Annotated in this window: 19 protein-coding genes; 6 read left to right on the top strand and 13 right to left on the bottom strand. The window is 66.6% G+C overall.

Going from position 1 to position 24899, the window contains the following annotated elements; translation table 11 throughout:
* Positions 1-18: 18 nt before the first annotated feature.
* The 4 genes from ACOZHM_RS07970 to ACOZHM_RS07955 form a co-directional block, all read right to left on the bottom strand.
* Positions 19-915 carry a hydroxypyruvate isomerase family protein gene (locus ACOZHM_RS07970; protein WP_421568704.1) on the bottom strand — a complete coding sequence of 299 codons (897 nt, stop codon included), beginning with the start codon at positions 913-915 and terminating at the stop codon, positions 19-21.
* A gap of 221 nt (positions 916-1136) precedes the next feature.
* Complete coding sequence (locus ACOZHM_RS07965) at positions 1137-1583, bottom strand: DNA-binding protein (RefSeq protein ID WP_421568703.1); 447 nt, start codon at positions 1581-1583, stop codon at positions 1137-1139.
* Entirely contained in the window at positions 1531-2160 is a 630-nt protein-coding gene (locus tag ACOZHM_RS07960) for a nucleotidyltransferase domain-containing protein (protein ID WP_421568702.1), read from the bottom strand. Before ACOZHM_RS07960 ends, ACOZHM_RS07965 begins: the two co-directional genes overlap by 53 nt.
* Before the next feature lie 106 nt (positions 2161-2266).
* Entirely contained in the window at positions 2267-2815 is a 549-nt protein-coding gene (locus ACOZHM_RS07955) for a single-stranded DNA-binding protein (protein WP_421568700.1), read from the bottom strand.
* Positions 2816-3075: 260 nt separating this feature from the next.
* On the opposite strand from ACOZHM_RS07955, the gene ACOZHM_RS07950 reads away from it, so the two are divergent.
* The 3 genes from ACOZHM_RS07950 (at position 3076) to ACOZHM_RS07940 (ending at position 5338) form a co-directional block, all read left to right on the top strand.
* On the top strand, positions 3076-3627 hold the full coding sequence (locus tag ACOZHM_RS07950) for an RNA 2'-phosphotransferase (protein ID WP_421568699.1): 552 nt from the start codon (positions 3076-3078) through the stop codon (positions 3625-3627).
* Positions 3608-4195: a 3'-5' exoribonuclease domain-containing protein gene (locus tag ACOZHM_RS07945; protein WP_421568698.1), complete on the top strand. Its 588-nt coding sequence runs from the start codon at positions 3608-3610 to the stop codon at positions 4193-4195. The genes ACOZHM_RS07950 and ACOZHM_RS07945 overlap by 20 nt, the downstream gene beginning before the upstream one ends.
* 108 nt (positions 4196-4303) lie before the next feature.
* On the top strand, positions 4304-5338 hold the full coding sequence (locus tag ACOZHM_RS07940) for a LacI family DNA-binding transcriptional regulator (protein ID WP_421568982.1): 1035 nt from the start codon (positions 4304-4306) through the stop codon (positions 5336-5338).
* A gap of 30 nt (positions 5339-5368) precedes the next feature.
* On the opposite strand, the gene ACOZHM_RS07935 is transcribed toward ACOZHM_RS07940, so the two are convergent.
* The 8 genes from ACOZHM_RS07935 to ACOZHM_RS07900 all read right to left on the bottom strand — a co-directional run bounded on the left by ACOZHM_RS07935 (position 5369) and on the right by ACOZHM_RS07900 (position 16400).
* Positions 5369-6424, bottom strand: a complete 1056-nt coding sequence (locus ACOZHM_RS07935; RefSeq protein ID WP_421568697.1) for a DUF5694 domain-containing protein — start codon at positions 6422-6424, stop codon at positions 5369-5371.
* 90 nt (positions 6425-6514) lie between these two features.
* Entirely contained in the window at positions 6515-8584 is a 2070-nt protein-coding gene (locus tag ACOZHM_RS07930; protein WP_421568695.1) for a PAS domain-containing protein, read from the bottom strand.
* Positions 8574-10106, bottom strand: a complete 1533-nt coding sequence (locus ACOZHM_RS07925) for an ATPase domain-containing protein (protein WP_421568694.1) — start codon at positions 10104-10106, stop codon at positions 8574-8576. The genes ACOZHM_RS07930 and ACOZHM_RS07925 overlap by 11 nt, the downstream gene beginning before the upstream one ends.
* A 103-nt stretch (positions 10107-10209) precedes the next feature.
* The gene (locus ACOZHM_RS07920) at positions 10210-10548 is read right to left on the bottom strand and encodes a hypothetical protein (protein WP_421568693.1); all 339 of its coding nucleotides are present in this window, start codon (positions 10546-10548) and stop codon (positions 10210-10212) included.
* A 32-nt stretch (positions 10549-10580) separates the two neighbouring features.
* Positions 10581-10961, bottom strand: a complete 381-nt coding sequence (locus ACOZHM_RS07915; protein WP_421568691.1) for an SseB family protein — start codon at positions 10959-10961, stop codon at positions 10581-10583.
* A gap of 44 nt (positions 10962-11005) precedes the next feature.
* Entirely contained in the window at positions 11006-12727 is a 1722-nt protein-coding gene (locus ACOZHM_RS07910) for an alpha-amylase family glycosyl hydrolase (protein ID WP_421568690.1), read from the bottom strand.
* Positions 12727-14214, bottom strand: a complete 1488-nt coding sequence (locus ACOZHM_RS07905) for an MFS transporter (RefSeq protein ID WP_421568689.1) — start codon at positions 14212-14214, stop codon at positions 12727-12729. The genes ACOZHM_RS07910 and ACOZHM_RS07905 overlap by 1 nt, the downstream gene beginning before the upstream one ends.
* Positions 14211-16400 (bottom strand): Six-hairpin glycosidase-like protein, encoded by a 2190-nt coding sequence (locus ACOZHM_RS07900; RefSeq protein WP_421568688.1) that lies wholly within the window; start codon positions 16398-16400, stop codon positions 14211-14213. The genes ACOZHM_RS07905 and ACOZHM_RS07900 overlap by 4 nt, the downstream gene beginning before the upstream one ends.
* Before the next feature lie 256 nt (positions 16401-16656).
* On the opposite strand from ACOZHM_RS07900, the gene ACOZHM_RS07895 reads away from it, so the two are divergent.
* Positions 16657-18723, top strand: a complete 2067-nt coding sequence (locus tag ACOZHM_RS07895; RefSeq protein ID WP_421568687.1) for a glycoside hydrolase family 97 protein — start codon at positions 16657-16659, stop codon at positions 18721-18723.
* A gap of 164 nt (positions 18724-18887) precedes the next feature.
* Positions 18888-21650, top strand: coding sequence for a TonB-dependent receptor (locus ACOZHM_RS07890; protein WP_421568686.1), 2763 nt, complete (start codon positions 18888-18890; stop codon positions 21648-21650).
* A 246-nt stretch (positions 21651-21896) separates the two neighbouring features.
* On the opposite strand, the gene ACOZHM_RS07885 is transcribed toward ACOZHM_RS07890, so the two are convergent.
* Positions 21897-23510, bottom strand: coding sequence for an alpha-glucosidase family protein (locus ACOZHM_RS07885; protein ID WP_421568685.1), 1614 nt, complete (start codon positions 23508-23510; stop codon positions 21897-21899).
* Positions 23511-23745: 235 nt separating this feature from the next.
* On the opposite strand from ACOZHM_RS07885, the gene ACOZHM_RS07880 reads away from it, so the two are divergent.
* Complete coding sequence (locus ACOZHM_RS07880) at positions 23746-24744, top strand: polyprenyl synthetase family protein (RefSeq protein ID WP_421568683.1); 999 nt, start codon at positions 23746-23748, stop codon at positions 24742-24744.
* Positions 24745-24899 lie beyond the last annotated feature (155 nt).

The raw sequence follows: 24899 nt of genomic DNA, 5'->3' as shown, positions 1-24899 counted from the left end.
CCTGGGTGGATATCAATTTCAGACGTCGCAGAGGCGGATCGCCTCGCGCAGCGAACCGACGGGATCGGGCGCCGCAGGCATGAACTCCTGCGCCAGATACCCATCGAAACCGGTGTCGCGGATCGCGCGACAGATGGCGGGATACTGGAGTTCCTGCTGGTCTCCAATCTCGTGCCGGCCCGGCACGCCGGCGGTGTGGTAATGCTTGAAATGCGCGTGGTGCCGGCCGATGGTGGCGATGATGTCGCCCTCCATGATCTGCATGTGGTAGATGTCGTACAGCAGGCCGAAATGATCCGAGCCGAGGCGCTGGCACAGCTCCACGCCCCAGGCCGAGTGGTCGCATAAATAGTCGGGGTGATCGACGCGCGAGTTCAGCAGCTCCATCACCAGCACCACGCCGCGTTTCTCGGCGTGGCCCAGGATGCGCTTGAGCCCCGCTTCGGCATGCGCCATGCCCTCCTGCGGGTCCATGCCGTTGCGGTTGCCGGAAAAACAGATGAGGTTGCGGTAGCCGGCATCGGCCACGAGGTCGATGTGCCGGGTGTAGCGCTCCACCAGTTCGTCGTGGAATTGGCTGCCAGCAAACCCCTTGGTCAGGCCCAGCTCCGCGCCGTTGCACATCGCGCTGTACACGCCGTGGGTCTTCAGCGTGGGCCAGTCCTCCGGCCCTACCAGGTCGATGGCGGAGAAGCCGATGTCCTTCACCGTCTGGCAGAGATGGGCCACGGACAACTGCGGAAAGGTCCAGCGGGCGACGGAGTGCTTCAGGTTGCCCTTGAGCGGCGCGGCGGCGGCAGTCGCAGGGAGCAGGCTGGCGGCGCCCAAGCCCACGCTTCCGGCAACCGCGATGCGCAGCGCGTCGCGCCGCGTGAGGCGTGCACCTTGGATCGATCCAATCGAGTGGATGGACATCCGACTGCCGGCCTCCCAACCGGTATCAAACGCAACGATCTACGGGAATGCAATCGATTGCACCATAGGGGAGGAAATCATTTGTTTGCAAGTCGCAGTGCACGAAAATTAATGCTGCAAGGCACAACAAAGCAGGCACTCGTCGCTACTTCACCCTGCCGTTGACGTGCAGATTCTGCACCGGTCGATATCTACCTTGCCTTGAATTCTGCAGACGTAGGCTACAGCGCGAACACTTCCGGATAGTGCGCATGCAACCATTGCTCTGTATGCAACAGCAGGTCTGCAGCATGATCAATGCAGGCTTTCAGAGTTGCACCGGACACCGGATCACCCTCGTAGTCAGTGAGATTACGCTGCCGGCGCAACGCGTCCAGCACGATGATGTCGTCCTTGGATACTCCCATGGTGTGTATCAGGCACTGAATCGCGGTCTGGTGGTGACCAGGCTGGCTGCTAGATGTTCGGTAGCCTCTCGCCCAAAGGCCGACCATTGCGCACTGCATGACACACTTGTAACCGGCATCAAATCGATTGTCGGAGCTTATCTGATCGAATCTCGCGTCGGCCAGATTCCGCCGCGCGGCGTCCAGCAACTTGCGCAGTTGGATGGGTTCAGCGCTGTGCGCCTGAAGCTGCCGGATCGCCAGCAAGTTTTCCAACGTCATCCTTGTCTCCTATGACCAGGAGCTGTGGCGTCGCCAACAGCTCGGTGGCAAACGCGTCACCGGTCCGCACCCGCCGCATGAACTCTTCCATTGAGTACAGCACAGGATTGATCTCCCTGCGCAAGACCTCCTGCGCGGGGTGGATCGCACGCACCAGGTCAGCGAACCCCATATCGCCCAAAACCAGCAGATCAACGTCGCTACTGCTCACTTCGGTACCCTTCGCCACCGAACCGAAGACCCATGCCAAGGAGACGTGATCGGCCACTGACCGCAATGAATCGCGAAGGACGGGCACCACACCATGGGTCTTACGGAAGATCCCAGCCAGGTCGTCGAACAGCAGACAGGCGCGGTTGGCCCGATAGTGCACCTGGTTCCCCTGCTCGCTCCGCAACAGCAGCCCAGACTCGGTGAGCTTGTCCAATTCGCGTGCAAGGGTGCCGGCGTGGGTGCCGGTGATCCTGGCCAACTCGCGAAGGTGGAAATTGGCATCCGGCTGCAGCAACAACACTGCCAGCACCCGTTGGCGGGTCGCTGGGAACAGGACAGCCATCAGTAGCGAAGTGTTGCTCATTAGGCGACAAATGTCGCCCATTTGGCAACAGATTGCAAGTGAGCTCCAAAGTAAAAAAGGCCCGCTGAAGAGCGGGCCTTTTGATGAAACGCGGTGCGGGTGCGACTCAGAACGGAATATCGTCGTCCGCGAAGTCGTCCATCGGCGGCGCCGACTGCTGCGGCTGCTGCGGGCGCTGCTGCTGGCCGTAACCGCCACCACCGCCGCCGCTCTGGCGCTGACCGCCGCCACCACCGCCGTATTCCTGGCGCGGGGCCTGCTGGCGCTGCGGACGCTCGCCGCCGGCGAAGTTGCCGCCACCGCCACCACCGCCGCCTTCACCGCGGCCGCCCAGCATCTGCATTTCGTCGGCGATGATGTCGGTGGAGTACTTCTCCACGCCATCCTGGCCGGTGTACTTGTCGTAGCGCAGGCTGCCTTCGACGTAGACCGAGCTGCCCTTGCGCAGGTACTCGCCGGCGATTTCGCCGAGCTTGCCGAAGAACACCACGCGGTGCCATTCGGTGCGTTCCTGCTGGTTGCCATCCTTGTCCTTGCGGACGCTGGTGGTGGCCAGGCTGATGCGGGTGATCGCCATGCCGCCTTGGGTGTACTTCACGTCCGGGTCGTTGCCGAGGTTGCCGACCAGGATGACTTTATTGATGCCGCGCGCCATAGGGTTGCTCTTCCGTTGTCCGAGGGCAGGCCTGACAGATATCACACTCTTCGCGGTGCCGATACGTGGCCTGCCCAGCGGGAGATCTGGGTGGGATGACAGAACGGCACATTCTACCATCCCCGCCGGCGTCCCCCTTGTCGGGGATGCCCCCTGCCAGGCTCGGATTTTGGCTCAGCCCTTGGCACAGCTGGGGTTGGCCGGGGAGCCAATCACCAAGGCGCGCCGGCATGCCCTCCCACCCACGCTAGACTCCGCCCATGGACAAACAACTGACGGACATCAGCCGGTTTCTGAGCTTCGTGCTGCGCCACGAGCCCCAGGCCATCGGGATCACGCTGGACAGCGAAGGCTGGACCGGACTGGACGCACTGGTCGCCGCCGCCACGGCCTCCGGTCAGCCGCTGGACCGCAGCCAGGTCGAGGCGGTGGTGCGGGACAACGACAAGAAGCGCTTCACGATCTCGGATGACGGCCAGCGCATCCGCGCGGCCCAGGGCCACACGGCGGGCACCGTGGCGATCCAATACGTCCCGCAGACGCCGCCGGATGTGCTCTACCACGGCACCGCCAGCCGCTTTCTTGAGTCGATCCTTGCCGAAGGCCTGCGCCCCGGCAAACGCCACCATGTGCACCTGTCGACCGATATCGGCACCGCCACCTCCGTGGGCCAGCGCTATGGCAGCCCGGTGATCCTGAAGATCGATGCCCTGCAGATGCACCGGCTGGGCGCCGCGTTCTTCCAGGCGGACAACGGCGTGTGGCTTGCTGAGTGGGTGGCGCCGGAGTTTCTTGCGCCGCTGGCGGAGTGAGGGCCTGACCGTGTCCCAGCAGGAAATCTACGTCAGCACGGATGTGGAAGCCGACGGCCCCATTCCCGGCCCGCATTCCATGCTGAGCTTCGGCTCGGCCGCGTACCTGGCGGACAAGACGCTGGTCGCGACGTTTTCGGCCAATCTGGACACGTTGCCGGAGGCCCAGGCTCACGCGGATACCCTGGCCTGGTGGGCCACCCAGCCGGAGGCCTGGGCGGCGTGCCGTCGTGACTGCGAAGCGCCGGAAACCGCGATGCGCCGCTACGTGGAATGGCTGAAGGCGCTGCCCGGGAGGCCGGTCTTCGTGGGCTATCCGGCGGCGTACGACTTTCTGTTCGTCTACTGGTATCTGATGCGCTTCGCCGGGGAGAGCCCGTTCTCGCATTCCGCACTGGATATCAAGACGTTTGCGATGGCGGCATTGAAGACGGATTACCGCACCGCCACCAAGCGCAACATGCCCAAGCGCTGGTTCGACAGGATGCCGCACACCCACGTCGCGCTGGATGATGCGATTGAGCAGGGCGCGCTGTTCTGCAACATGCTGGCCGAGAACAGGGGATAGACCGCGAAGCCACGCAGGGCGTGGCTCTACACGTCCCACCACCCCGCGCGACCCACCGCCCCGCCCCACCATGGCATCATGACTCCCGTCGTCCCAGCCCTGCCCTTCATGACCATCCGCGGCAAAGCCACCTCCCTCGACATTGCCCATCTGGCCGGGGTTTCCCAGCCGACCGTGTCGCGGGCGCTGCGCGGGAGCCCGATGGTGAACCAGGAGACCCGCGAGCGGATCCTGAAGATTGCCCGGGAGCTGAACTACAAGGTGGACAAGAACGCCTCCAGCCTGCGCCTGCGCAACGCCGGCACACTGGCCCTGCTGTTTTTCGAAGACCCCACCAACGACGACTCACTGATCAACCCGTTCTTCCACGCCATGCTGGGCTCGATCACCCGCGCCTGCGCGCTGCGCGGCTATGACCTGCTGGTGTCGTTCCAGCAGTTGTCCACCGACTGGCAGGCCGATTACGAAGACAGCAACAAGGCCGACGGCATCATCCTGCTCGGCTACGGCGACTACCATGAGTCGCGCGAGCGGCTGCAGCGGCTGGTGGAACAAGGCACCCACTTCGTGCGCTGGGGCGCAGCGCTGCCCGACCAGCCCGGCGTGTCCATCGGCTGCGACAACTTCCAGGGCGGCTTCGACATCACCTCGCACCTCCTGGAGCAGGGCTGCCGGCGCATCGCCTTCGTCGGCCATGCCTCCAGCCACTACCCCGAATTCGAGGAACGCTACCGCGGCCATGTGGCCGCGATGGCGGCCCGCGGCGTGGCGGTTGAGCCGGCGCTGCAGTTCGATGCGATCACCACCGAACAGTCCGGCTACGAGGCATGCCAGTCGCTGCTGGCCGACGGCCAGGCCATCGATGCGGTGTTCGCGGCCAGCGACCTGATTGCCATCGGCGCGATGCGCGCCCTGCGCGAGCGCGGCCTGCGCATTCCGCAGGATGTGGCGCTGGCCGGGTTCGACGACATTCCGCTGGCGGCGTCGGTGTCGCCGACGCTGTCCACCGTGCAGCAGGACACCAAGCAGGCGGGCCAGCTGCTGGTGGAACGGCTGCTGGCCCTGATCCAGGGCGAGCCGGTGGAGAGCCAGACCATCCCGGTGAAACTGGTGCTGCGGGAGTCGTCGCTGGCCGCGCGGTGACGGAGTGCTGTACCCACCAACGGTGGGTACCTACCGCAGCGCCTGCTCCACATCCACGATCTGCACGCCCTGCATCTGCCCCAGCCAGTGGTCGAAGTACGGCTTGTGCGAGGCGCCCACGACGGAGAGCACGCGCACACCCGGGCGCTCGCGGAAGGTCTCCATGATGTTGGCGACCATGCGCAGGTTGCGGATCTCCCACCCGCTCACCCATATCTGCGGATAGTGCTCTGCCGAGCGCGCGCGCAGGCTGGCGCCGACGTTGACATCGGTGAGCACGTTGAGCCGCTCGGGTGCATTGAGGAAGCGGTACAACGGCAGCAGGTTGGCCTGTTTGGCCAGCCCGTCCTCGATGGCGATGTTCTTCTCCAGCTCGCTGCGGCCCGCCTTCCAGGCCGCTTCCACCGACGCACCGAATGCCTTGCGGTCCTTGATCTGGATGTTGTCGCCGGTGTGGTCGTCGATGGCGTGCACGCGCGGCAGGCCCAGCCGCGCGGCAAGTTGCGCGGCGATCTGGTAGTTCTCGTTCTGGCGAGTGGCAATGGTCTGCAGCAGCGCGACGAGGTTGGTATCCAGCCCGTCGCCGGCGTGGCGCTCGTCGGCCGGCAGCTGCAGCCATTGGGCATAGGCCGACGGCCGGTCGTTGGCGGCCAGCATCCAGGCCGCCAGCTGACGGCGCTGCCCCGGCGTGGGTGAAGCGGGCCAGCTTGCCAGGGTGGCGTTGACCCGCTCGATCGCGGCGGGAATCTGCAGGCCGGTGGCGATGCGCGCCGTATCAGACTCGGCGCAGTAGTCCGGGCCGTACACGCTGGGATGGCGCGCGGCGAGGTCGCACTGCTCGCCGCTGATGTTCTCGACGGTGATGATGTCGGGCTTGAACGCGGCCAGCCGGTCCAGCAACGGCGCCAGCGCGCCGGGCGGGACACCGCCCTCGATCTCGCTCAGGTGCACGCTGCCCAACACCAGTACCTGGGTGCGTGGGCCAGTCATGGCGCGGTCGAGGGTGCCCAGATCGAGAGGCGTACTGGCCGTCGCCGGGAAGGCCAGCGCGACCATGACCGTCCACCACCACGTGCGTCGTTGCATGTCCCGCTCTCCTGCCGTTCAGTGCCTGCCTCCATTCTTGCGCACCGCGCGCGTGCCGACGCGTGACGTTGGGCAGGGTGTCCAATGGAATCAGGCGCCAGCGTCCAGCACGGTATCCGCCATGGCGGTGCGCACGGCGTCGCTGAAGGCATCCAGCAGGAAGGGCTTGGCGATCATGCTCATGCCCGTCTCCAGGAATGCCGAACGCTCCTGCGCCTTCTCGGCGTAGCCGGTCATGAACAACACCGGCAACGTGGGGCGCGACTGCCGCGCGATCTCGGCCAGCTGGCGGCCGTTGAGGCCGGGCAGGCCCACATCGGTGACCAGCAGGTCGATGCGGCGAGACGAGGCCAGGATCGGCATCGCACCATCCGCATCACCCACGACCTCGACCTGGTAGCCCAGGTCCTCCAGCACCACCGTCACCAGCATGCGTACCTGCGGGTCGTCCTCGACCACCAGGATCGACTGCCCATCGCCCAGCGCCATCGGCGTGGCAGGTTCGGCCTGCACCGGCTCGGCGCAGGCCTCCACCAGCGGAATGAACAGCGAAATCGTGGTGCCCTGCCCTTCGCTGGAGTCGATGGCGATGTGGCCACCGGACTGCTGCATGAAGCCGTACACCATGGACATGCCGAGGCCGGTGCCCTTGCCGATCGGCTTGGTGGTGAAGAACGGCTCGAACGCACGCTCCACCACTTCGGGCGGCATGCCGGTGCCGGTGTCGGCGACGTCCACCACGGCGTAATGGCCGGCCGGCACGCTGGCGTGCTCGCCACCGCGCAGCTGCAGGGGGTACGAGCGCAGGGTCAGTGCGCCGCCGCTGGGCATCGCGTCACGCGCGTTGATGGCCAGATTGAGCAGTGCGCTTTCGAACTGGTTGACATCAAGAGCGGCGTGCAGCGGCGTCGCCGCCACGTCGGTGTGGATGCGTACGGTCTCGCCCAGGGTGCTACGCAGCAGGTGCTGCATCGACCCCACCAGTTCATTCACCTCCACCGGCCGCGCATCCAGCGATTGCCGTCGGGAGAAGGCCAACAGCCGCTGGGTCAGCGCGGCGGCGCGCTGGCTGGAGGCGGTGGCGGTGTCCAGGAAGCGCTCCAGATCGTCCACCCGCCCCATCTCCAGGCGCAGGCGCACGATGTCCAGTGCGGAGAGGATGCCGGTGAGCATGTTGTTGAAGTCGTGCGCGATGCCGCCGGTGAGCTGGCCGATGGCCTCCATCTTCTGCGACTGGCGCAGGGCGGCTTCGCTGGCCTCGCGCGCGGCCATCTGCGCCTGCAGTTCCAGGGTGCGCTCGGCCACCACGGTTTCCAGTTCCTGCGCATGCTGGCGGCTGGCCTCCAGCGCCTGGCGGGCCACGGTGATGTCGGTGACGAAGACATGGAAGCCGTCGATGCTGCCATCGACGGCGCGACGCGGGGTATAGCGCACTTCGCAGTCGCGGCGACGACCATCGCGGGCGGGCCAGCTGACCTCGAACACGTGTTCGTCGCCCGCCAGCACCTGCTGCATGATCGGCAGGCGCTCCTCCCAGACGCGGGTGCCGACCACTTCACGGATGTTCTTGCCGATCACCTCGCCCACCGGCAGGTCGAACCAGGCCTCGTAGGCCTTGTTGGCAAACCGGTAGTGCATGCTGGTGTCGACGAAGGCGATCAACACCGGCATCGCGTCGGCGATCAGCCGCAGCTCCGCCTCGCTGCGCGCCAGCGCGCTGCGGCTGTCGGCCAGCGCGCGCATCTGGTCGCGCACCACGAACTGCTTGGCACGTGCACGCAAGGCACCCTGCACTGCACTGAGCAGCGAGATGCTGCCCAGTGGCCGGTCCAGCTCGACCACATTGATGGTGCGCGGCAGGAGGCTTTCGAAGGGGGAGCGCCGATGCGCGCGCGGCGAGCGCAGCAGGATCACCGGCAGGTCCGACCAGGTAGGCTGTCGTGACAGCCGTTCGAGCAGCACCTCGGTGCCGCCCGCCACCGCTTCCTCGGTAATCAACACCACGCCGGCCTGGTCGTCCAGTGCGGCGCCCAGTGCCTCCAGGGTGGCGGCCTCCTGCGTGCTCAGCCCGGCGGTGGCCAGCACCGCCGCCATGCTGGTGGCATCACGCCCGAACGGCGCGACGATGTGGACGATGCCGCTGCCGGCGTCATCCGGCATACGGATGGGCCAGCAGCGATGCCGAATCGCCCACGAACTCCGGGGTGCCGGTGAGAATGCCCTTGAACTCGTTCAACGGGGCGCTGAGCATGAGGCCCTTGCCGTTGATCTTGAGCTCGCGGATGGTGTCTTCATGCGCGCCGCCGCGGTTCTTGATGACCGAGATCGCCTTGCGGATCCGGCCCTGTGCCTCGAAGAAGCGGAACAGGATGACCGCGTCGGCAATGTAGGACACGTTGAGGTTGCCGGTGGACATGCTGCCGACCAGGCCGTGCTGCGGATTGATGAGGAAGGTCGCCACGCCCTTCTGGTTGAGGTAGGACAGCATTTCGTGGAGCTGCAGCATCAGCTGCTTTTCCTGCGGCATGGCGGCCACGTAGCCGTTGAGGCTGTCGATCACCAGCACGCTGCAGTTGCGATCCTCGACGGCCTTCTGCACGTTCCAGGCGAACTCGCCAGGCGAGATCTCGGCCGGGTCCATCTGCACGATCTCCAGCCGGCCGGCGGCGATGTGCGCCTCCAGGTTGATATGCAGCGCCTGGGCGCGGGCCATCAGGGTGCCGACACGCTCGTCGAACTCGAAGATGCAGCAACGCTCACCGCGCTCGCACGCGGCCCACACGTACTGCAGCGCCACGTTGGTCTTGCCGCTGCCGGCCGGACCTGTCAACAGGGTGCTGGTGCCGCGCAGCGGGCCGCCGCCCAGCAGGTTGTCGATCTCGGCCACGCCGCTGCCGATCGGCGATTCGCCGAAGGTCTCGTGGTGCTGCGAGGCGATCAGACGCGGGAAGACCTCCAGGCCGCCGCTGCGGATGACCATGTCGTGGTAGCCGGCCACGAAGTTCACGCCGCGCAGCTTCTGCACCTGCAGGCGGCGACGCGCCGCGCCGAAGTCCAGGGTCAGCCGTTCCAGTGAAATAACGCCATGGCACAGGCTGTGCAGCTGCCCATCGCGGTCGTCGACGCCGGAGGTCAGGTCATCCACCAGGAACACGGTGACGCTCTTCGGCGCGAAGTACTGCTTCAACGAGAGGATCTGGCGGCGGTAGCGCAGCGAGTCCTGGGCCAGCAGGCGCAGCTCGGAGAGCGAGTCGAACACCACCCGGGTCGGGCTGATCCGGTCGACTTCGCCGAGGATCAGGTTGACCGTTTCATCCAGCTCCACTTCCCACGAATGCAGAACGGACTGCAGGCGGCCGTTGCCGAGCGCATCCTCGGCCGAGCCGAGCTCGAACAGGTGCAGCCCGTCCAGTGACCAGCCATGCGCCGCGGCCACTTCGCGCAGCTCTTCGGCGGTCTCGGAAAGCGTGACGTACAGGCAGCGCTCGCCCTGCTTCAGCCCCTGCAGCAGGAACTGCAGCGACAGCGTGGTCTTGCCCGACCCGGGCGGCCCTTCGAGCAGGTACAGCCGACCCTGCGGCAGGCCGCCGCTGAGGATGGTGTCCAGTCCCTGTACACCGGTAGTGACGCGCGAAGACTGTGTCTGCATGGAGCCCCCCGTATTGACGGCGGATTCTAGCAACGGCGAATGTGTAGAGATTGTGTGATCGGCGTCTCTACATTAAGTCCACTTCAGCAATGTGCAAACCGCGTGGAGCCGCGCTCTTCGGGGCGATTTACGTCGGTCAGATATGTTCCCTCGTTTCAACCGTATCGAGATTGAGGTGACGGTGGAACGGGCCGACACTGCAACGTAACCAGTGGCCTGTGCCGTGCAGATCACGTGGGACCAAGTAATGGACCGTCACCGCGAAAGGGCCGGCCACTCGGGTAGAGACATCCGCCCGCACCAGAGGCTCCGGAGTGCCTAACAGCCCGGTCCCCACGACGCCTCGCTTCTGGATATCGGCAAACATGTCATCACCGCAGGCTGCCTGCGACTGCCAGGCCAGGCCATAACCAAAGCCCACTATTGCCAACGATGTGACGACTGCGATGGCCGCCAACCTCTTCTTCCAACGCATCCGGTTCCCTCCTTGGGGCGAAGCGGCTTGGCTCAGGCGAAATCCTTCAGAATCTCGCCGATGCCGCCCGGTGACAGTTCCAGGCCCAGCGATGTGCCGGGGTTGACGACGACACCGTAGCCACCGGGCACACGCTTGAGCACCTCAAGCATCTGCATGCGGATGGTGTGCGGGGCCTGCTGGCTGTGGAAGCCGACCCGCGCCATGTCGGTGAACACGGCGACGTGCAGCACGCCCTGCTTGTCGAACAGCAGCGGGTCGAAGCCACTGCCGTCGGGGGTGACCAGGCTGCCGGTGAGCAGCACCACCTCCGAGGCAACGAAGGCCTTCATGAAGGCGCCGATCGGCAACTGGCCATCCATGGCGGACTTCAGCAGGGTTTCGATGGGGGTTTGTGGGGCGAGGTCGTTCATGGGGCCATTGTAACCACGGTGGCGTATCGACCATCGGTCGATACCTACCGCGAGAGACGTTCCGTCCTCGCCTTCTGGTCCGCCACCGCCTTCGACAGCTCGGCCTGCAGGTCCTTCTGGTTCACCGCCGCATCCAGCAGGTATACCTTCACCCCGTGCGCGGGGACCTCGGCCTTCAGGCTGCGCGTTACCGGCACGCTGCCCCCGCCCAGCGCATCGCGCCAGGTGCCGGGCTGCAGGTAGCGGCTGACCTCGATGCTGCGTGCGGTATCGCCCTTGTTGAGCAGCACCAGCGCGGTCTGCGCGGTGTCGCCATGCTGGAGCACGCGGAAGAACACCGCCTCATCGCCCTGCAGGCGCTCATTGACCTGCAGCCCGCGCTGCAGTGCCGGGGTGGCCTCGCGCAGCGTGGCGATGCGCTGCAATGGCCCGAAGATCGGGCTCTGCGGCGCGGCATCAATACGCGCCTGGCCGAAGTAGGCACGGTTGCCGGCGTGCTCGGCACGGCTGCGCATGAAGCCGGTCTCCGAGCCGTAGTACAGCACCGGAATACCGCGCGCGGTGAACAGCCAGTTGTGCGCGTCGATGAAGCCGTTGTCGGTGGCATCCAGCCGCGCCATGTCGTGGTTGTCGTAGAAGCTCATCAGCTCGTACGGATTCGCATACGGCCCGCCGAGCAGGTGCAACGGCTCGGCCAGCGCCTGGAAGCCCTTCTGCTCCTTGCCGAACACGCTGGACAGCGCCCCGCGCAGCGGGAAGTCCAGCACGCTCACGTTGGCGTTGGACGGCCAGGTATGCTCGGCGATCTTGGCGGCGTCGTAGTCGAACGCCTCGCCGAACATGAACATGCCCGGGTGCTCGGCGCGGATGCGGTTGACGAATTCATGCCACCACGGATGCGGCAGCCAGCCGATGGTGTCGATGCGCAGCGCATCCACGCCCTGCGCCGTCCACTGCAGGTAGGCGCCGACCAGGTAGTCCATGACGGCCGGATTATTCTGGTTGAAGTCGCTCAGTTCGGCCAGGTTGCCGTCGAAGATCGAGCCCTTGTCCCCATCGACCGGGCCGATGTTGTTGTAGAACGCGTGCAGCGGGTTGTGCTGCGGGTCGAGCTGCTGCGGCGGCAGGTTCTGGTGGTCGGCGATGAGCTTGCCATCCTTGTCGAAGATCTGGCCGAACTGCGGCTGCTTCACCGGCATGGTCCAGGCCGGCGAACCGTGGTTGCCGACGATGTCCAGCACCACCTTCAGCTTCGCGTCGTGCAGCCCACGGGTGAGCCCGGCGAAGTCCAGGTCCTTGCTGGGCAGGTGCTCATCCAGCGTGTAGAAATTGATGCCCCAGTAGCCGTGGTAGCCGGTCTTGCCGCGGTCGGTCAGGGTGCTGGTGCAGCTGATCGGCTTGCTGCCGGTGAAGGCCTCGTCCGGGTTGTCGATGATCGGGGTGATCCACACCGCGCCGAAGCCGAGCGTGCGGATGTAGTCGGCGTTGTCGAGCACGCCCTTGAAGTCGCCGCCGAGGTAGCCGATGTTGCCGTCCACCTTGTCCGGGCATGGCACCGGAATGTCGAAGGTGCGGTGCTTGCCGCCCTGGTCACGGTGGTCGTTGGACGGATCACCGTTGACGAAGCGGTCGATGACCACGAAGTACACCGCATCGCTGGCGAACGGCTCCAGCGTGCCCACGTAGTCCGGGCGCGGGGCGGCAACGGCGCCGCCCGACAGGAGTACGAGCGACAGGCCCAACGACAGACACGAACGAGACAGCATCAGACAACCTCCTGGTGGGACGGCACCCGCAGCACGCACAGGCCGGCGATCAGCAGGCTGACGCCTCCCAGCGCCAGCACGTGCATAGGATCGCCGCCCAGCCACAGGCGCAGCATGAAACCCAGCGCGCTGGCGGCGACCAGCTGCGGAATCACGATGAAGAAATTGAACAGGCCCATGTAGACACCCATCTTGGCCGCCGGCACGCTGTCGGACAGCAGCGCATACGGCAGCGACAGGATCGAGGCCCAGGCGAAGCCGATGCCGACCATCGACAGCAGCAGCCACTTCGGGTCGTCGATCAGCATCAGCGAGATCAGGCCCAGCCCACCCAACCACAGGTTGACCAGGTGGCTCACGCGCAGCCCCATCAGCCGCACCATCAGCGGGATCAGCAGCGCGGCCAGTGCGGCAAAGCCGTTGTAGGCACCGAACAGCACGCCCACCCAGTTGGCGCCTTCGTTGTACGCGGCCGAGGCCGGGTCGGTGGAGCCGAAGTGGGTACCGGCCACGGCGGCCGTGGTGTAGATCCACATGGCAAACAGCGCGAACCAGGAGAAGAACTGCACCCACGCCAGCCGGCGCATGGTGCGCGGCATGCTGCGCAGGTCGTCGACGATGGTGGCCAGCATGTGCGGGCCAGGCAGCAACCGCGCCACGCCGAGCAGCACGCCGTAGGCGATGCACAGCCCGGCCAGCACGTAGAGCATCTTGTCGCCGTCGCGCCACGCAATGGCCGCGGCGAGTGCCAGGCCGAGCGCGATCCAGCCACCGATCTGCAACAGCGGCGGCGGCCCGGCCAGCGGCGCGGACTGGTGCACGGCCGGCGGTTCGGCGTCGTCGAAGCTGGCCAGCTCGGCCGGTGAGTACTCGCGCGTGCTGAACACGGTCCAGGCGATCGAGGCCAGCAGCACCACCGCGCCGAAGTAGAACGCGTAGCGCACGGTGGGCGGCACCTCGCCGGCGGCGGCGGTGTTGGCGACGCCGAAGTGGGCCAGGATGAAGGGCAGGAAGCTGGCCACGATGGCGCCCACGCCGATGAAGAAACTCTGCATGGCATAGCCGCGCGGCCGCTGGCGTGGGGCCAGCTTGTCGCCGACGAAGGCGCGGAACGGCTCCATCGACACGTTGATGGACGCATCCAGCACCCACAGCGTGCCCGCGGCGATCCACAGCGTGGGCGAGTTCGGCATCACCAGCAGCGCCAGCGTGGTGAACACCGCGCCGATCATGAAGTACGGGCGGCGGCGGCCCCAGCGGGTCCAGGTGCGGTCGGACATGTAGCCGATGATCGGCTGCACCAGCAGGCCGGTCAGCGGTGCGGCGATCCACAGCCCCGGCACCGCATCCATGGGCGCGCCCAAGGTTTCGAAGATGCGGCTGGCGTTGGCGTTCTGCAGGGCGAAGCCGAACTGGATGCCCAGGAAGCCGAAGCACATGTTCCAGATCTGCCAGAACGACAGGGTCGGCTTGGCGGCGCGGCTCATCGCGCGGCCTCCGCATCACCGGCCACCGGCGCGATCAACAGCGCACTGACCTTGGCCGCGTTGAGCACGCCGTCGCGGCCGCCCTTGCCGCCGTTGTACTGGGCGAAGTGTTCCAGCGCGCTCATGTTGAAGCCCGGTTCCAGGGTGAAGCGGCAGCTGCCCTTGGGCAGGTCGAATTCGGCGGCGGTGGAGTCCTGCGGGCCGACGCTGTGCGGCATCACCACGGTGGCGCGCTGCACGGGCTGGCCGGCGCACTGCACGGCCAGCTGTTTGACTGCGGCGGTGACGCCGGTGTTGATCGGGCCGTTCGGGTTGTCATAGCGCAGGCGGATGCGCACGCGCGTGGGTGCGGCGGCGGTCCAGTTCCATTTCGTCGCGCCGGCCAGGCGCTGCTGCGGGCCGATGCAGGTCATCGGGCTGTGCAGCGATTCGAGCGCGCCTTCGCGACGGGTGAGGCTGAGGCAGTGCTGGTGGCCGTCGTCGGTGAGGGTGTGGGTGGTGGTCGTGCCTACCGGCTTGCCGTCCTGCCAGAGCTGGTGGTGGGCGGGGATCGCGAACGCCCAGGCCTTGCCGCGTATCTGCGGTTTCGGGGCGGCCGGGGTTGCCGGAGCGAAGGCGTCGGCGTCGGCGGGGGTTGCGTGGGACACGCGTGGCGTGTCGCTACGCAGTTGGACCGTTACCGTGTTGCCCTTTCGGGTGATTTTCTTTGCTACCAGCAGGTCGCCTTCGAGCTTGCTGGGGCGCTTGAGGATGTAGGTGGTTTTGCCGTCGTTGAGTTCGATGCTGCCGCGCTTGCCGAACAGCTGCGGTACCAGCGCCACCGGCAGCTTGGGCGCGACCGTGCCGTCGGCTTCCACGCCGAACACGCCTTCCAGCACCATCGACAGGTACCCCGCCACCGACCACAGCTGGCGCGGCGAGTTGACCACCGGCCCGCTCAGCGGGCCTTCGTCGACGTGCACGGCCAGCGTGCGCATCTCGTAGTTCTCCATGTTCGACCCGGCCAGCGCGCTGCCGCGCATCAGCGATTCGATCTCGCGCTGGATGCGGGTGGCGTCATCCACCTTGCGTGCCGCGCGCAGCGAGTAGGCGCTGACGAACGGCCACACCGCGCGGTTGTGGTAGATCGGCCGCTGCGCCTCCTGCGGCCACACCACCGGGCTGCCGCCTTCCACATACGGGTAGTTGGCCAGCGAACGGCGCGCCCGCTCGGCCGGGAAGACGTCGGCCAGCACGCCCAGCGAGATGCCCAGCAGGTCGTACTTGGCGTAGGGCACCGGATGCGCCGCCTCGCCGATGTAGCTCATGTACATGCCGGCGTCTTCGCGCCAGAAGCGCGCGTCGATCTGTCGGGCCAGTGCATCGGCCCAGCCCGCGTACTGGTCGGCGCGCGGGTCGCGCAGCTCGCGCGCGTACGCTTCGGCCAGCCGCAGCGCCTGGTAGTGCAGCACGTTGGTGGAGAGTGCGAACGACTCGCCGATGAAGCGCACGTCCTGGCGGGTCCAGTCCGGGTAGGTCTGCTCGCGCCAATCCAGGAACGAGGTCTCGCCGCGATACAGACCGGTGCGCGGGTCGAACACCATCGCGCGGTCCTGTGCCAGCGTGGCCTGCAGCGCCTGCCAGGTCTCGGTCATGAAACTGGAACTGTCGTGCACGCCACGCGCGGCCAGGAACCACACCACCCGGTCGCTGCTGATCGGCCAGCTGCCACCGGAGCCGGTGTCCTGCGCCACGAATACGCCGGGGGTGACGCCGTCGCGGGCCTTGGACAACTTGAACTGCAGCGCGTTGCGGACGCGGATCGGCTCCAGCCGGGCCAGCGCCAGGTCGGCGGCGAAGCTCACATCGCGCGTCCACACGTACGGCCAGCGCTCGCCGGTCTGGAAGCACTCGCACTCCACCGGGTTGCCGAAATTGAAGGCCGGGTCCCGGATCGCATCGACACGGTCGGCGGCCAGCTCCTGCTGGGCCAGCGCGAACAGCGCATCGAACATCACACTGTCGGTGCGGCTGCGCATCGGCTGGGCGGCGATCGCCACGGGTGTGCCATTGGCCAGCAGCTGGAAGCTGCCATCGGCGGCGGCCGTGGCGCGCGCGGTGCGGCCATCGAATATCAGGTCCGCCGCCGCAGCGGTGGACACCAGCGCCGCCCCAAGGGCAGCGGTCAGGCAGATCGTCTTCAGCATCGAAAAGCGGCGGACCGGCTTGCGCCCGTCGGCCTTCCTCCCTTCTTGCACGCGGTGTGGTTCGACAGCGCCGGGGCGCTGCCATCGCGGCCCCCTCCCAGGGTGCCTGCCTGCATGGTAGGCGACGACCGTCGCCTGCCGCACGGCGCAGGCCGCAATACGGGTCCGCTTGCATACGTATTCATGGCCTGCCGCCGAATGGGCACGGCAGGCGTGGCTATAGTCCGGGCAGTCAAGCGCTGCCCTGGGAGGGGAAATGCCACTGGATTTGCCGTTGTTGCGCGCCGTTGCCGCGCCCCGCCTGCTGGCCTGGCTGGCCCTGTCGTTGTGGTTCTGCACCTCCGCCGCACTGGCCGAGCCGGTCACCGTGGCCAGCGCCAGCTCGCCAGGCAAGGTGCTGACGGTGTCGCTGCAGCTGGATGGCGGGACCCCCAGCTACCGGGTCGAGCGCCTGGGCCAGACCGTGGTGGCCGAATCCAGGCTCGGCTTCCAGCTCCGCGACGGGCGCCTGGACCGCGACCTGGCGCTGCTCGGGCAGGACACGCGCAGCGTCGACGATACCTGGGAGCAGCCGTGGGGCGAACGCCGCAGCGTGCGCAACCACTACAACGAAGTCACCGTGCACCTGGGCGAGCGCAGCGGCGCCAAGCGCCGGCTGGACGTGGTGTTCCGCGTCTACGACGACGGCCTGGGCTTCCGCTACCACTTCCCCGAGCAGCCGGGTCTGCGCGAGGCGATCATCGACGACGAGCTGACCGAGTTCGCGATCGCCCCCGCCTCCACCGCGTGGTGGATCCCGGCCGGCGAGCCCATCCACTATGAATACCTGTACCAGCGCACGCCGCTGGACCAGGTGCCGCTGGCGCACACCCCGCTGACGCTGCGCAGCCACGACGGCCTGCACGTGTCGATCCACGAGGCCGCGCTGGTCGATTACGCCGGCATGTGGCTGCGCCGCACCGACGGCCAGCGCCTGCGCGCGCAGCTGTCGCCGTCGGCCGAAGGCTGGAAGGTGCGCCGCACCCTGCCCTTCAATACGCCCTGGCGCACGCTGCAGATCAGCGATACCGCCGGCGGACTGGTGGAATCCAACCTGATCCTGAACCTCAACGAGCCCAATGCACTGGGTGACGTGAGCTGGGTAAAGCCGTCCAAATATCTGGGCGTGTGGTGGTCGATGCACCTGGACGAGGAAAGCTGGGCGACGGGGCCGAAGCATGCGGCAACCACCGCCAAGACGAAGAAGGTGATCGACTTCGCCGCCGCACATGGCTTCCGCGGGGTACTGGTGGAAGGCTGGAATCCCGGCTGGGACGGCATGTGGGTGGGCAACGGCTACGACTTCGACTTCACCCGGGCCACCCCGGACTTCGACATCGAGGCGCTGTCGGCCTATGGCGCGAAGAAGGGCGTGCACCTGGTCGGCCATCATGAAACCGGCTGCGCGATCGAGCATTACGAAGACCAGCTGGGTGCGGCGCTGGACCTGTACGCGCGGCTGGGCGTGGATTCGTTCAAGACCGGCTACGTCTGCGACGACGGCCAGGTGGACCGCCGCAATCCGGCCGGCGGGCCGCTGTGGCGCGAGTGGCACGACGGCCAGTTCATGGCCCGCCACCATCTCAAGGTGGTGCAGGAGGCGGCCAAGCGGCACCTTGCGGTGAACCCGCACGAGCCGATCAAGGACACCGGGCTGCGCCGCACCTATCCGAACTGGATCTCGCGCGAAGGCGCGCGCGGCATGGAGTACAACGCCTGGGGCCAGCCGCCGAACCCGCCCGAACACGAGGTCAACCTGGTGTTCACCCGGCTGCTGTCCGGGCCGATGGACTACACCCCCGGCATCCTGAGCCTGAAGGGCCGCCACGGCCAGGCCATTCCCAGCACGCTGGCGCGGCAGCTGGCCCTGTACGTGGTGATCTACAGCCCGATCCAGATGGCCGCCGACCTGCCCGAGCACTACGCGCAGCACCGCGAGGCGTTCCGCTTTATCGAAGACGTGGCGGTGGATTGGGACGACACCCGCGTGCTGGATGGCGAGGTGGGCGACTACGTGACCATCGCCCGCAAGGACCGCAACAGCCGCGACTGGTTCCTGGGCAGCATCACCGACGAACACGGCCGTTCCCTGCCAGTGCCGCTGTCGTTCCTGGAACCGGGCGTGCGTTACCGCGCGGAGATCTACCGCGATGGTGACGGTGCCGATTACCAGTCCAACCCGTTCGCGTTCAAGCGCGAAACCCGCGAGGTGACCAGCGCCGATACGTTGAACATCGTGCTGGCACCCGGTGGTGGCCAGGCCATTCGGTTCAGCCCGATGTAATCGATTCCAACGCGGCCATCTGCATTGAATACGTATGCAGGGTGATTCGCCGCGCGAACGCGCTGCCTACCATAGCCACGCAGTCAACGGTCACCGTGCCGCGACGCTCCCGGGTCTTCCGGGCAACCACAATTCAGTTTGGCAACATTGCCTGGGAGGGGAAAATGTTGAATTGCAAGCGCAGCGCGCTGAGTCTCGCGCTGGCCGTCGCCCTGACGCCGTCATTGGCGTTGGCGCAGTCCACCACCACCGATTCGAACACCGCGCCGGCCACCGGCAGCGCGGCCACCAACCTGGACACCGTCCAGGTCACCGGCATCCGCCGTGGCATCGAAAACGCCATTGCGATCAAGCAGGATTCCACCTCGGTGGTCGAGGTCATCTCGGCCGAAGACATCGGCAAGCTGCCCGATGTGAGCATCGCCGAATCGCTGGCCCGCCTGCCCGGCCTGGCCGCGCAGCGCGTTGCCGGGCGTGCGCAGGTGATCAGCGTGCGCGGCCTGTCGCCGGACTTCGCCACCACCCTGCTCAACGGGCGTGAAGTGGTCAGCACCGGCGACAACCGCAGCGTCGAATTCGACCAGTACCCGTCCGAGCTGGTCAACGGCGTGACCGTGTACAAGACCCCCGACGCGGCACTGGTCGGCCAGGGTCTGTCGGGCACCATCGACATGCAGACCGTGCGTCCGCTGTCGTTCGCCGAGCGCGTGATCGCGGTCAGCGGGCGCTACTCGAAGAACTCGCTGGGCAAGGCCGCCAACGTGGATGCCTTTGGCAACCGCTTCAGCGCCAGCTACATCGACCAGTTCGCCGACAATACCTGGGGCATCGCGCTGGGCTACGCGCACAGCGACAACCCGATCCAGGAAAACCAGGTGGGCCTGTACGAGCCGTGGACCACCGAGCAGACCGACCAGGGCAACCGCCCCGGCGTCGCCCCGGGCACCGCGTTCTCCGACGGCATCAAGGCACTGCGCCGCACCGGCAACGCCAAGCGCGACGGCTACATGGCCACCGTGCAGTTCCGCCCGTCGAACGTGTGGACCAGCACCCTGGACATGTTCCACACCAAGGCCGAGCAGATCGACACGGCCAACCAGTTCGAGGTCAACCTCAGCAACTACAACGGTGGCTACACCCCGGGCCTGCTGATCAGCAACCCGCAGGTCAACGGCAACGGTACCTTTACCGGCGGCACCGCCAGCGGCGTGTACCCGCTGGTGCGCGGCATGTACAACAAGCGCGAAGACAAGATCGATGCGTTCGGCTGGAACAACGAGCTGACCTTCGACAGCTTCAAGCTGACCGCCGACGTGAACTATTCCAAGGCCACGCGCGATGAGCTCAACCTGGAAAACAACCTGCAGCTCACGCCGATGCCGCAGTTGGACACCATCGGGCTGACCGTCAATGGTGATGGCTTCTCGCAGATCCGCCCGGGCCTGGACTACTCCAATCCCGAAGCGCTGTATCTGACCAACACCATCTACGGCTCGGGCTACGGCAAGGTGCCGCAGGTGGAAGACCGCCTGAAGGGCGCCCGCCTGCAGGGCACGTTCAATGTGCCCGAGGCGCTGTCGTGGTTCCAGGACGTGGACGTGGGTGTGAACTACGCCGACCGCCGCAAGGAAAAGACCCAGGCCGAAGGCAACATCCTGCTCGGTGCACAGGGCGACGCCAACGTGGCCGGCGACCTGCAGTATTCCCCGGTCAACCTCGGCTTCGCCGGCATCGGCTACATCCCGGCCTGGAATGTGCCGGCTGCGGTCAATCGCTACATGGTGTTCAACCCGGTCACCAACCTGGACTACCTGATTCCCAAGTCGTGGGTAGTGCAGGAAAAGACCACCACTGCGTGGGTGCGTGCCAATATCAACACCGACATCGGTGAGGTGGGCGTGCGCGGCAACATCGGCGTGCAGATGATCCACACCGACCAGAGCTCGCAGTCGAACTACTTCGACCGTTCGCGCCCGGCCGGCCAGGAAGTGCTGCCGATCGACGAAGGCAAGCGCTACACCGACTGGCTGCCGAGCTTGAACCTGGCCTTCATGTTCCCGCACCAGCAGACCCTGCGCTTCGCCGTGGCCAAGCAGGTCGCGCGTCCGCGCGTGGACCAGATGCGTGCCGGCCTGGAGTTCGGCGTGGACACCGCCACCGGCAAGCCGGGCGGCAGCGGCGGCAACCCGCTGCTGGATCCGTGGCGTGCCAACGCCATCGACCTGTCGTACGAAAAGTACTTCGGCGAGAAGGCCTATGTGGCGGCGGCGGTGTTCTACAAGGACCTGAAGAGCTACGTCTACACCCAGTCGGTGGACGACTACGACTTCAGCAACCTGCTCGCCAATTACGTACCGCCGCCGGGCATGATCGCGCCGGTGCAGACCACCGGTACGTTCTCGGCGCCGCAGAACGGCAACGGTGGCACGCTGCGCGGCCTGGAACTGACCGCCTCGTTCCCGCTGGAGATGCTGGCCGACCCGCTGCGTGGTTTTGGCGTGCAGGCCAGCGCGACCTTCAACGACAGCGACATCAAGATCCTGGATCCGGAAAGCGCGTCCAGCGTAGGCAGCGATCCGATCAGCCTGCCGGGCCTGTCCAAGCGCGTGTACAACTTCACCGCCTACTACGAGCGCAACGGGTTTGAAGCACGCGTCAGCCAGCGTCGCCGCTCGGACTTCATCGGTGAGATTGGCAACTTCAACGGCAACCGCACGCTGCGTTACGTGGTGGGCGAGAACGTGACCGACGCGCAGGTGAGCTACACCTTCGCCGACGACAGCGCGCTGCACGGGCTGACCCTGCTGCTGCAGGGAAGCAACCTGACCAACGAGCCGTACCGCACTTACGCCGGCACCAAGGATCGCCCGCTGGAGTACATCGAGTGGGGCCGCACCTACATGCTGGGTGTGAACTACAAGTTCTGATCCCTGTGTAGATGCGAGAAACGAAGAACCCGCTGCGCGAGCAGCGGGTTTTTTGTTGGATGTTGTGCGCAGGTAGTTCCGGTCAGGGGTCCATGCGTTAAAGGGCGTGGGGACGTTATCGGCGGTCGATCGGGGTGGCCACATCCGGTAGGGCATGACCCCGAAACGCAGCGCGCTTCACCCTCCACCCAAAAAAAAGGGCGGAACCTCGCGGCCCCGCCCTTCAATACCACCGGAAATCGTGAATCAGCCGCGGCGCGCGCAATACATCGCCTGCGCCGGCAGCTGCAGCTGTGCGCCGTCGGCATGGCCCGCATCCGGGCCGGGCACGCGCAGTGCGTGCCATTCGCCTTCGGGCAATGCCACCTGCGTCGCCTCAGCCGACAGGTTGAACGCCAGCAGCAGCGTCTCATCGCCATGACTGCGCTCGAACATCAGCACCGGCTCTGCGGTCTCCAGGAAACGGATATCGCCCAGCAGCAGCGTCGGCATCGTGCGGCGCCACGCCAGGAACTGGCGGAACGCGTTCAACACCGACTGCGGGTCGTGCTCCTGCACTGCCACGGCACTGGCCTGGTGTTCCGCCGGGATCGGCAGCCACGGCTCACCGCTGGTGAACCCGGCCAGCGGCGCGTCCAGCCACGGCATCGGCGTGCGGCAGCCGTCGCGACCCTTGAAGTTCGGCCAGAAGGTGATGCCATACGGGTCCTGCAGCGCCTCGAACGGCACGTCGGCCTCGCCCAGCCCCAGCTCCTCGCCCTGGTACAGGCAGATCGAGCCGCGCAACGAGCACACCACCGCCACCAGCAGGCGCGCCAGCCGCGGCTGCGCCGGGTGACCGCCCCAGCGGGTCACCGCGCGCTCCACGTCGTGGTTGGAGATCGCCCAGCACGGCCAGCCTTCGGTCATGGTCGCTTCCAGCCGCGACACGGTGTCGCGGATGTAGGCGGCGCTGTAGTCCTTCACCAGCAGCTCGAAGCTGTAGCCCATGTGCAGGCGGCCCGGCGCGGTGTACTCGGCCGTGGTCGCCAGCGAATCCTCGGCGGAGATCTCGCCCAGGCTGACCGCGCCCGGGTACTCGTCCAGCAGCCCGCGCAGGCGCTCGATGAACGGAAGGTTCTCCGGCTGGGTGTTGTTGTAATAGTGGTACTGGTACGCGTACGGATTGTCGGTGCTGAAGCCGCGACCCAGGCGCTTTTCCAGCGGCTTGGCCGGGTTGTCGCGCAGTTGCTTGTCGTGGAAGCAGAAGTTGATCGAATCCAGGCGGAAACCATCCACGCCGCGGTCCAGCCAGAAGCGCACGTAGTCCAGCGTGGCCTGCTGCACGGCCGGATTGTGGAAATCCAGGTCCGGCTGGTCGGCCAGGAAGTTGTGCAGGAAGTACTGCTCGCGGCGCGGCTCCCACTGCCAGGCCACGCCCCCGAAGATGGACATCCAGTTGTTGGGCGGCGTGCCGTCCTCGCGCGGGTCGGCCCACACGTACCAGTCCGCCTTGGGATTGGTGCGGTCCTGGCGGCTCTCGCGGAACCAGGCATGCTCGATCGAGGTGTGGCTGAACACCTGGTCGATCATCACCTTCAGGCCCAGCGCATGCGCCTTGGCCAGCAGCCGGTCGAAATCGGCCAGGGTGCCGAACAGCGGGTCCACATCGCGGTGGTCGGCGATGTCGTAGCCGAAGTCGGCCATCGGCGAAGTGAAGAACGGCGAAATCCAGATCGCGTCCACGCCGAGCGCGGCCACATAGTCGAGCCGCTCGATGATGCCGGGCAGGTCGCCCACGCCATCGCCATTGGCATCGAGGAAACTGCGCGGGTAAATCTGATAGATGACGGCACCGCGCCACCATGGAGTCTGCGTCATCGAGGGCCCCCCTCCGGGCTTCCACGGCGCCCTCCCAGGGGCGCCAGAACATACCCGACAAGCTTAGCGGGGCGCCCTCGGCGGTGGCGTTGCATGCATACGTATTCACGCCCTGCCCGCTGCCACAGCGGTCGGCGCGGGCCGGATGGGGAGGCCACGGCCGGCCGGGACGCCTTTGCGGGCGGAAGACGGCCGTACCGCCTATAATTTCGCCTACGCCTGAAAGTCAGACCGCATGACCATCACCGAAGACACCCGCCCCGCGCTGGGCCTGCCCCAGATCCAGTCGCTCGCCGCGCCCGACATGGCCGCCGTGGATGCGCTGATTCGCCGCCGACTGTCCTCGGATGTCGTGCTGATCAACCAGATCGCCGACCACATCATTTCCGCGGGCGGCAAGCGACTGCGCCCGATGCTGGTGATGCTGGCCGGCCACGCGGTGGGCCAGGCCGGGCCGGAGCACCACCAGCTGGCGGCGATCATCGAGTTCATCCACACCTCCACCCTGCTGCACGACGACGTGGTGGACGAATCCAGCCTGCGCCGGGGCCGCAGCACCGCCAATGCGCTGTGGGGCAACGCGCCCAGCGTGCTGGTCGGCGATTTCCTGTATTCGCGCAGCTTCCAGCTGATGGTGGAACTGGACCGCATGCCGGTCATGCAGATCCTGGCGGACACCACCAACCGCATCGCCGAAGGCGAGGTGCTGCAGCTGCTGCACGTGCATAACCCGGACACCGACGAGGCCGCCTACCTGCGTGTGATCGAGCGCAAGACCGCGGTGCTGTTCGCGGCCGGCACCAAGCTGGGCGCACTGGCCAGCGGCGTGGATGCGGCCACCCAGCAGGCGCTGTACGACTACGGCATGCACCTGGGCTATGCCTTCCAGATCGCCGACGATGTGCTGGATTACTCGGCCAATGCGGACGAACTGGGCAAGAACCTGGGCGACGACCTCGCCGAGGGCAAGGCCACTCTGCCGCTGATCCACGCGATGGCGCATTCCGATGCCGCCACCCGCGAACGCCTGCGCGAGATCGTGCAGAACGGCGATGCCGAGGCCATGCCGGAAGTGCTGGCCGCGATCCACGCCACCGGCGGGCTGGAGTACAGCCGCCGCCGTGCCGAGGAATACGCCGACGCCGCCGAGCGCGCGCTCGACGGCCTGGCCGACAACGATGCCGTCGCCGCTTTGCGCGGTCTGGCCCGTTACGCGGTACAGCGCTCGCACTGACCGGAAAGCAGGGATCGTGACATTACGGTAGCGGGGGGGGGGGGGGGGGGGGGGCGGGCGGGGGGGGCGGCGGGGGGGGGGGGGGGGGGGGGGAAAAAAAAAAAACCCGAACAACACCCCCCCGGGGGAAGCGGAAAAAAAAAAAAAAAAAAAAA

It is taken from the genome of Stenotrophomonas sp. PD6 (assembly GCF_049199305.1).
Taxonomy (GTDB): domain Bacteria; phylum Pseudomonadota; class Gammaproteobacteria; order Xanthomonadales; family Xanthomonadaceae; genus Stenotrophomonas.
This window is presented reverse-complemented; position numbering and strand designations above follow the sequence as displayed.

What these genes read in the sequence shown, in the direction of transcription:
- ACOZHM_RS07955 (WP_421568700.1), bottom strand. Translation starts at nt 2,815, where the DNA reads ATGGCGCGCGGCATCAATAAAGTCATCCTGGTCGGCAACCTCGGCAAC.
- ACOZHM_RS07880 (WP_421568683.1), top strand. Translation starts at nt 23,746, where the DNA reads ATGACCATCACCGAAGACACCCGCCCCGCGCTGGGCCTGCCCCAGATC.
- ACOZHM_RS07920 (WP_421568693.1), bottom strand. Translation starts at nt 10,548, where the DNA reads ATGCGTTGGAAGAAGAGGTTGGCGGCCATCGCAGTCGTCACATCGTTG.
- ACOZHM_RS07950 (WP_421568699.1), top strand. Translation starts at nt 3,076, where the DNA reads ATGGACAAACAACTGACGGACATCAGCCGGTTTCTGAGCTTCGTGCTG.
- ACOZHM_RS07915 (WP_421568691.1), bottom strand. Translation starts at nt 10,961, where the DNA reads ATGAACGACCTCGCCCCACAAACCCCCATCGAAACCCTGCTGAAGTCC.
- ACOZHM_RS07890 (WP_421568686.1), top strand. Translation starts at nt 18,888, where the DNA reads ATGTTGAATTGCAAGCGCAGCGCGCTGAGTCTCGCGCTGGCCGTCGCC.
- ACOZHM_RS07940 (WP_421568982.1), top strand. Translation starts at nt 4,304, where the DNA reads ATGACCATCCGCGGCAAAGCCACCTCCCTCGACATTGCCCATCTGGCC.
- ACOZHM_RS07965 (WP_421568703.1), bottom strand. Translation starts at nt 1,583, where the DNA reads ATGACGTTGGAAAACTTGCTGGCGATCCGGCAGCTTCAGGCGCACAGC.
- ACOZHM_RS07960 (WP_421568702.1), bottom strand. Translation starts at nt 2,160, where the DNA reads ATGAGCAACACTTCGCTACTGATGGCTGTCCTGTTCCCAGCGACCCGC.
- ACOZHM_RS07885 (WP_421568685.1), bottom strand. Translation starts at nt 23,510, where the DNA reads ATGACGCAGACTCCATGGTGGCGCGGTGCCGTCATCTATCAGATTTAC.
- ACOZHM_RS07905 (WP_421568689.1), bottom strand. Translation starts at nt 14,214, where the DNA reads ATGAGCCGCGCCGCCAAGCCGACCCTGTCGTTCTGGCAGATCTGGAAC.
- ACOZHM_RS07900 (WP_421568688.1), bottom strand. Translation starts at nt 16,400, where the DNA reads ATGCTGAAGACGATCTGCCTGACCGCTGCCCTTGGGGCGGCGCTGGTG.
- ACOZHM_RS07910 (WP_421568690.1), bottom strand. Translation starts at nt 12,727, where the DNA reads ATGCTGTCTCGTTCGTGTCTGTCGTTGGGCCTGTCGCTCGTACTCCTG.
- ACOZHM_RS07935 (WP_421568697.1), bottom strand. Translation starts at nt 6,424, where the DNA reads ATGCAACGACGCACGTGGTGGTGGACGGTCATGGTCGCGCTGGCCTTC.
- ACOZHM_RS07930 (WP_421568695.1), bottom strand. Translation starts at nt 8,584, where the DNA reads ATGCCGGATGACGCCGGCAGCGGCATCGTCCACATCGTCGCGCCGTTC.
- ACOZHM_RS07970 (WP_421568704.1), bottom strand. Translation starts at nt 915, where the DNA reads ATGTCCATCCACTCGATTGGATCGATCCAAGGTGCACGCCTCACGCGG.
- ACOZHM_RS07895 (WP_421568687.1), top strand. Translation starts at nt 16,657, where the DNA reads ATGCCACTGGATTTGCCGTTGTTGCGCGCCGTTGCCGCGCCCCGCCTG.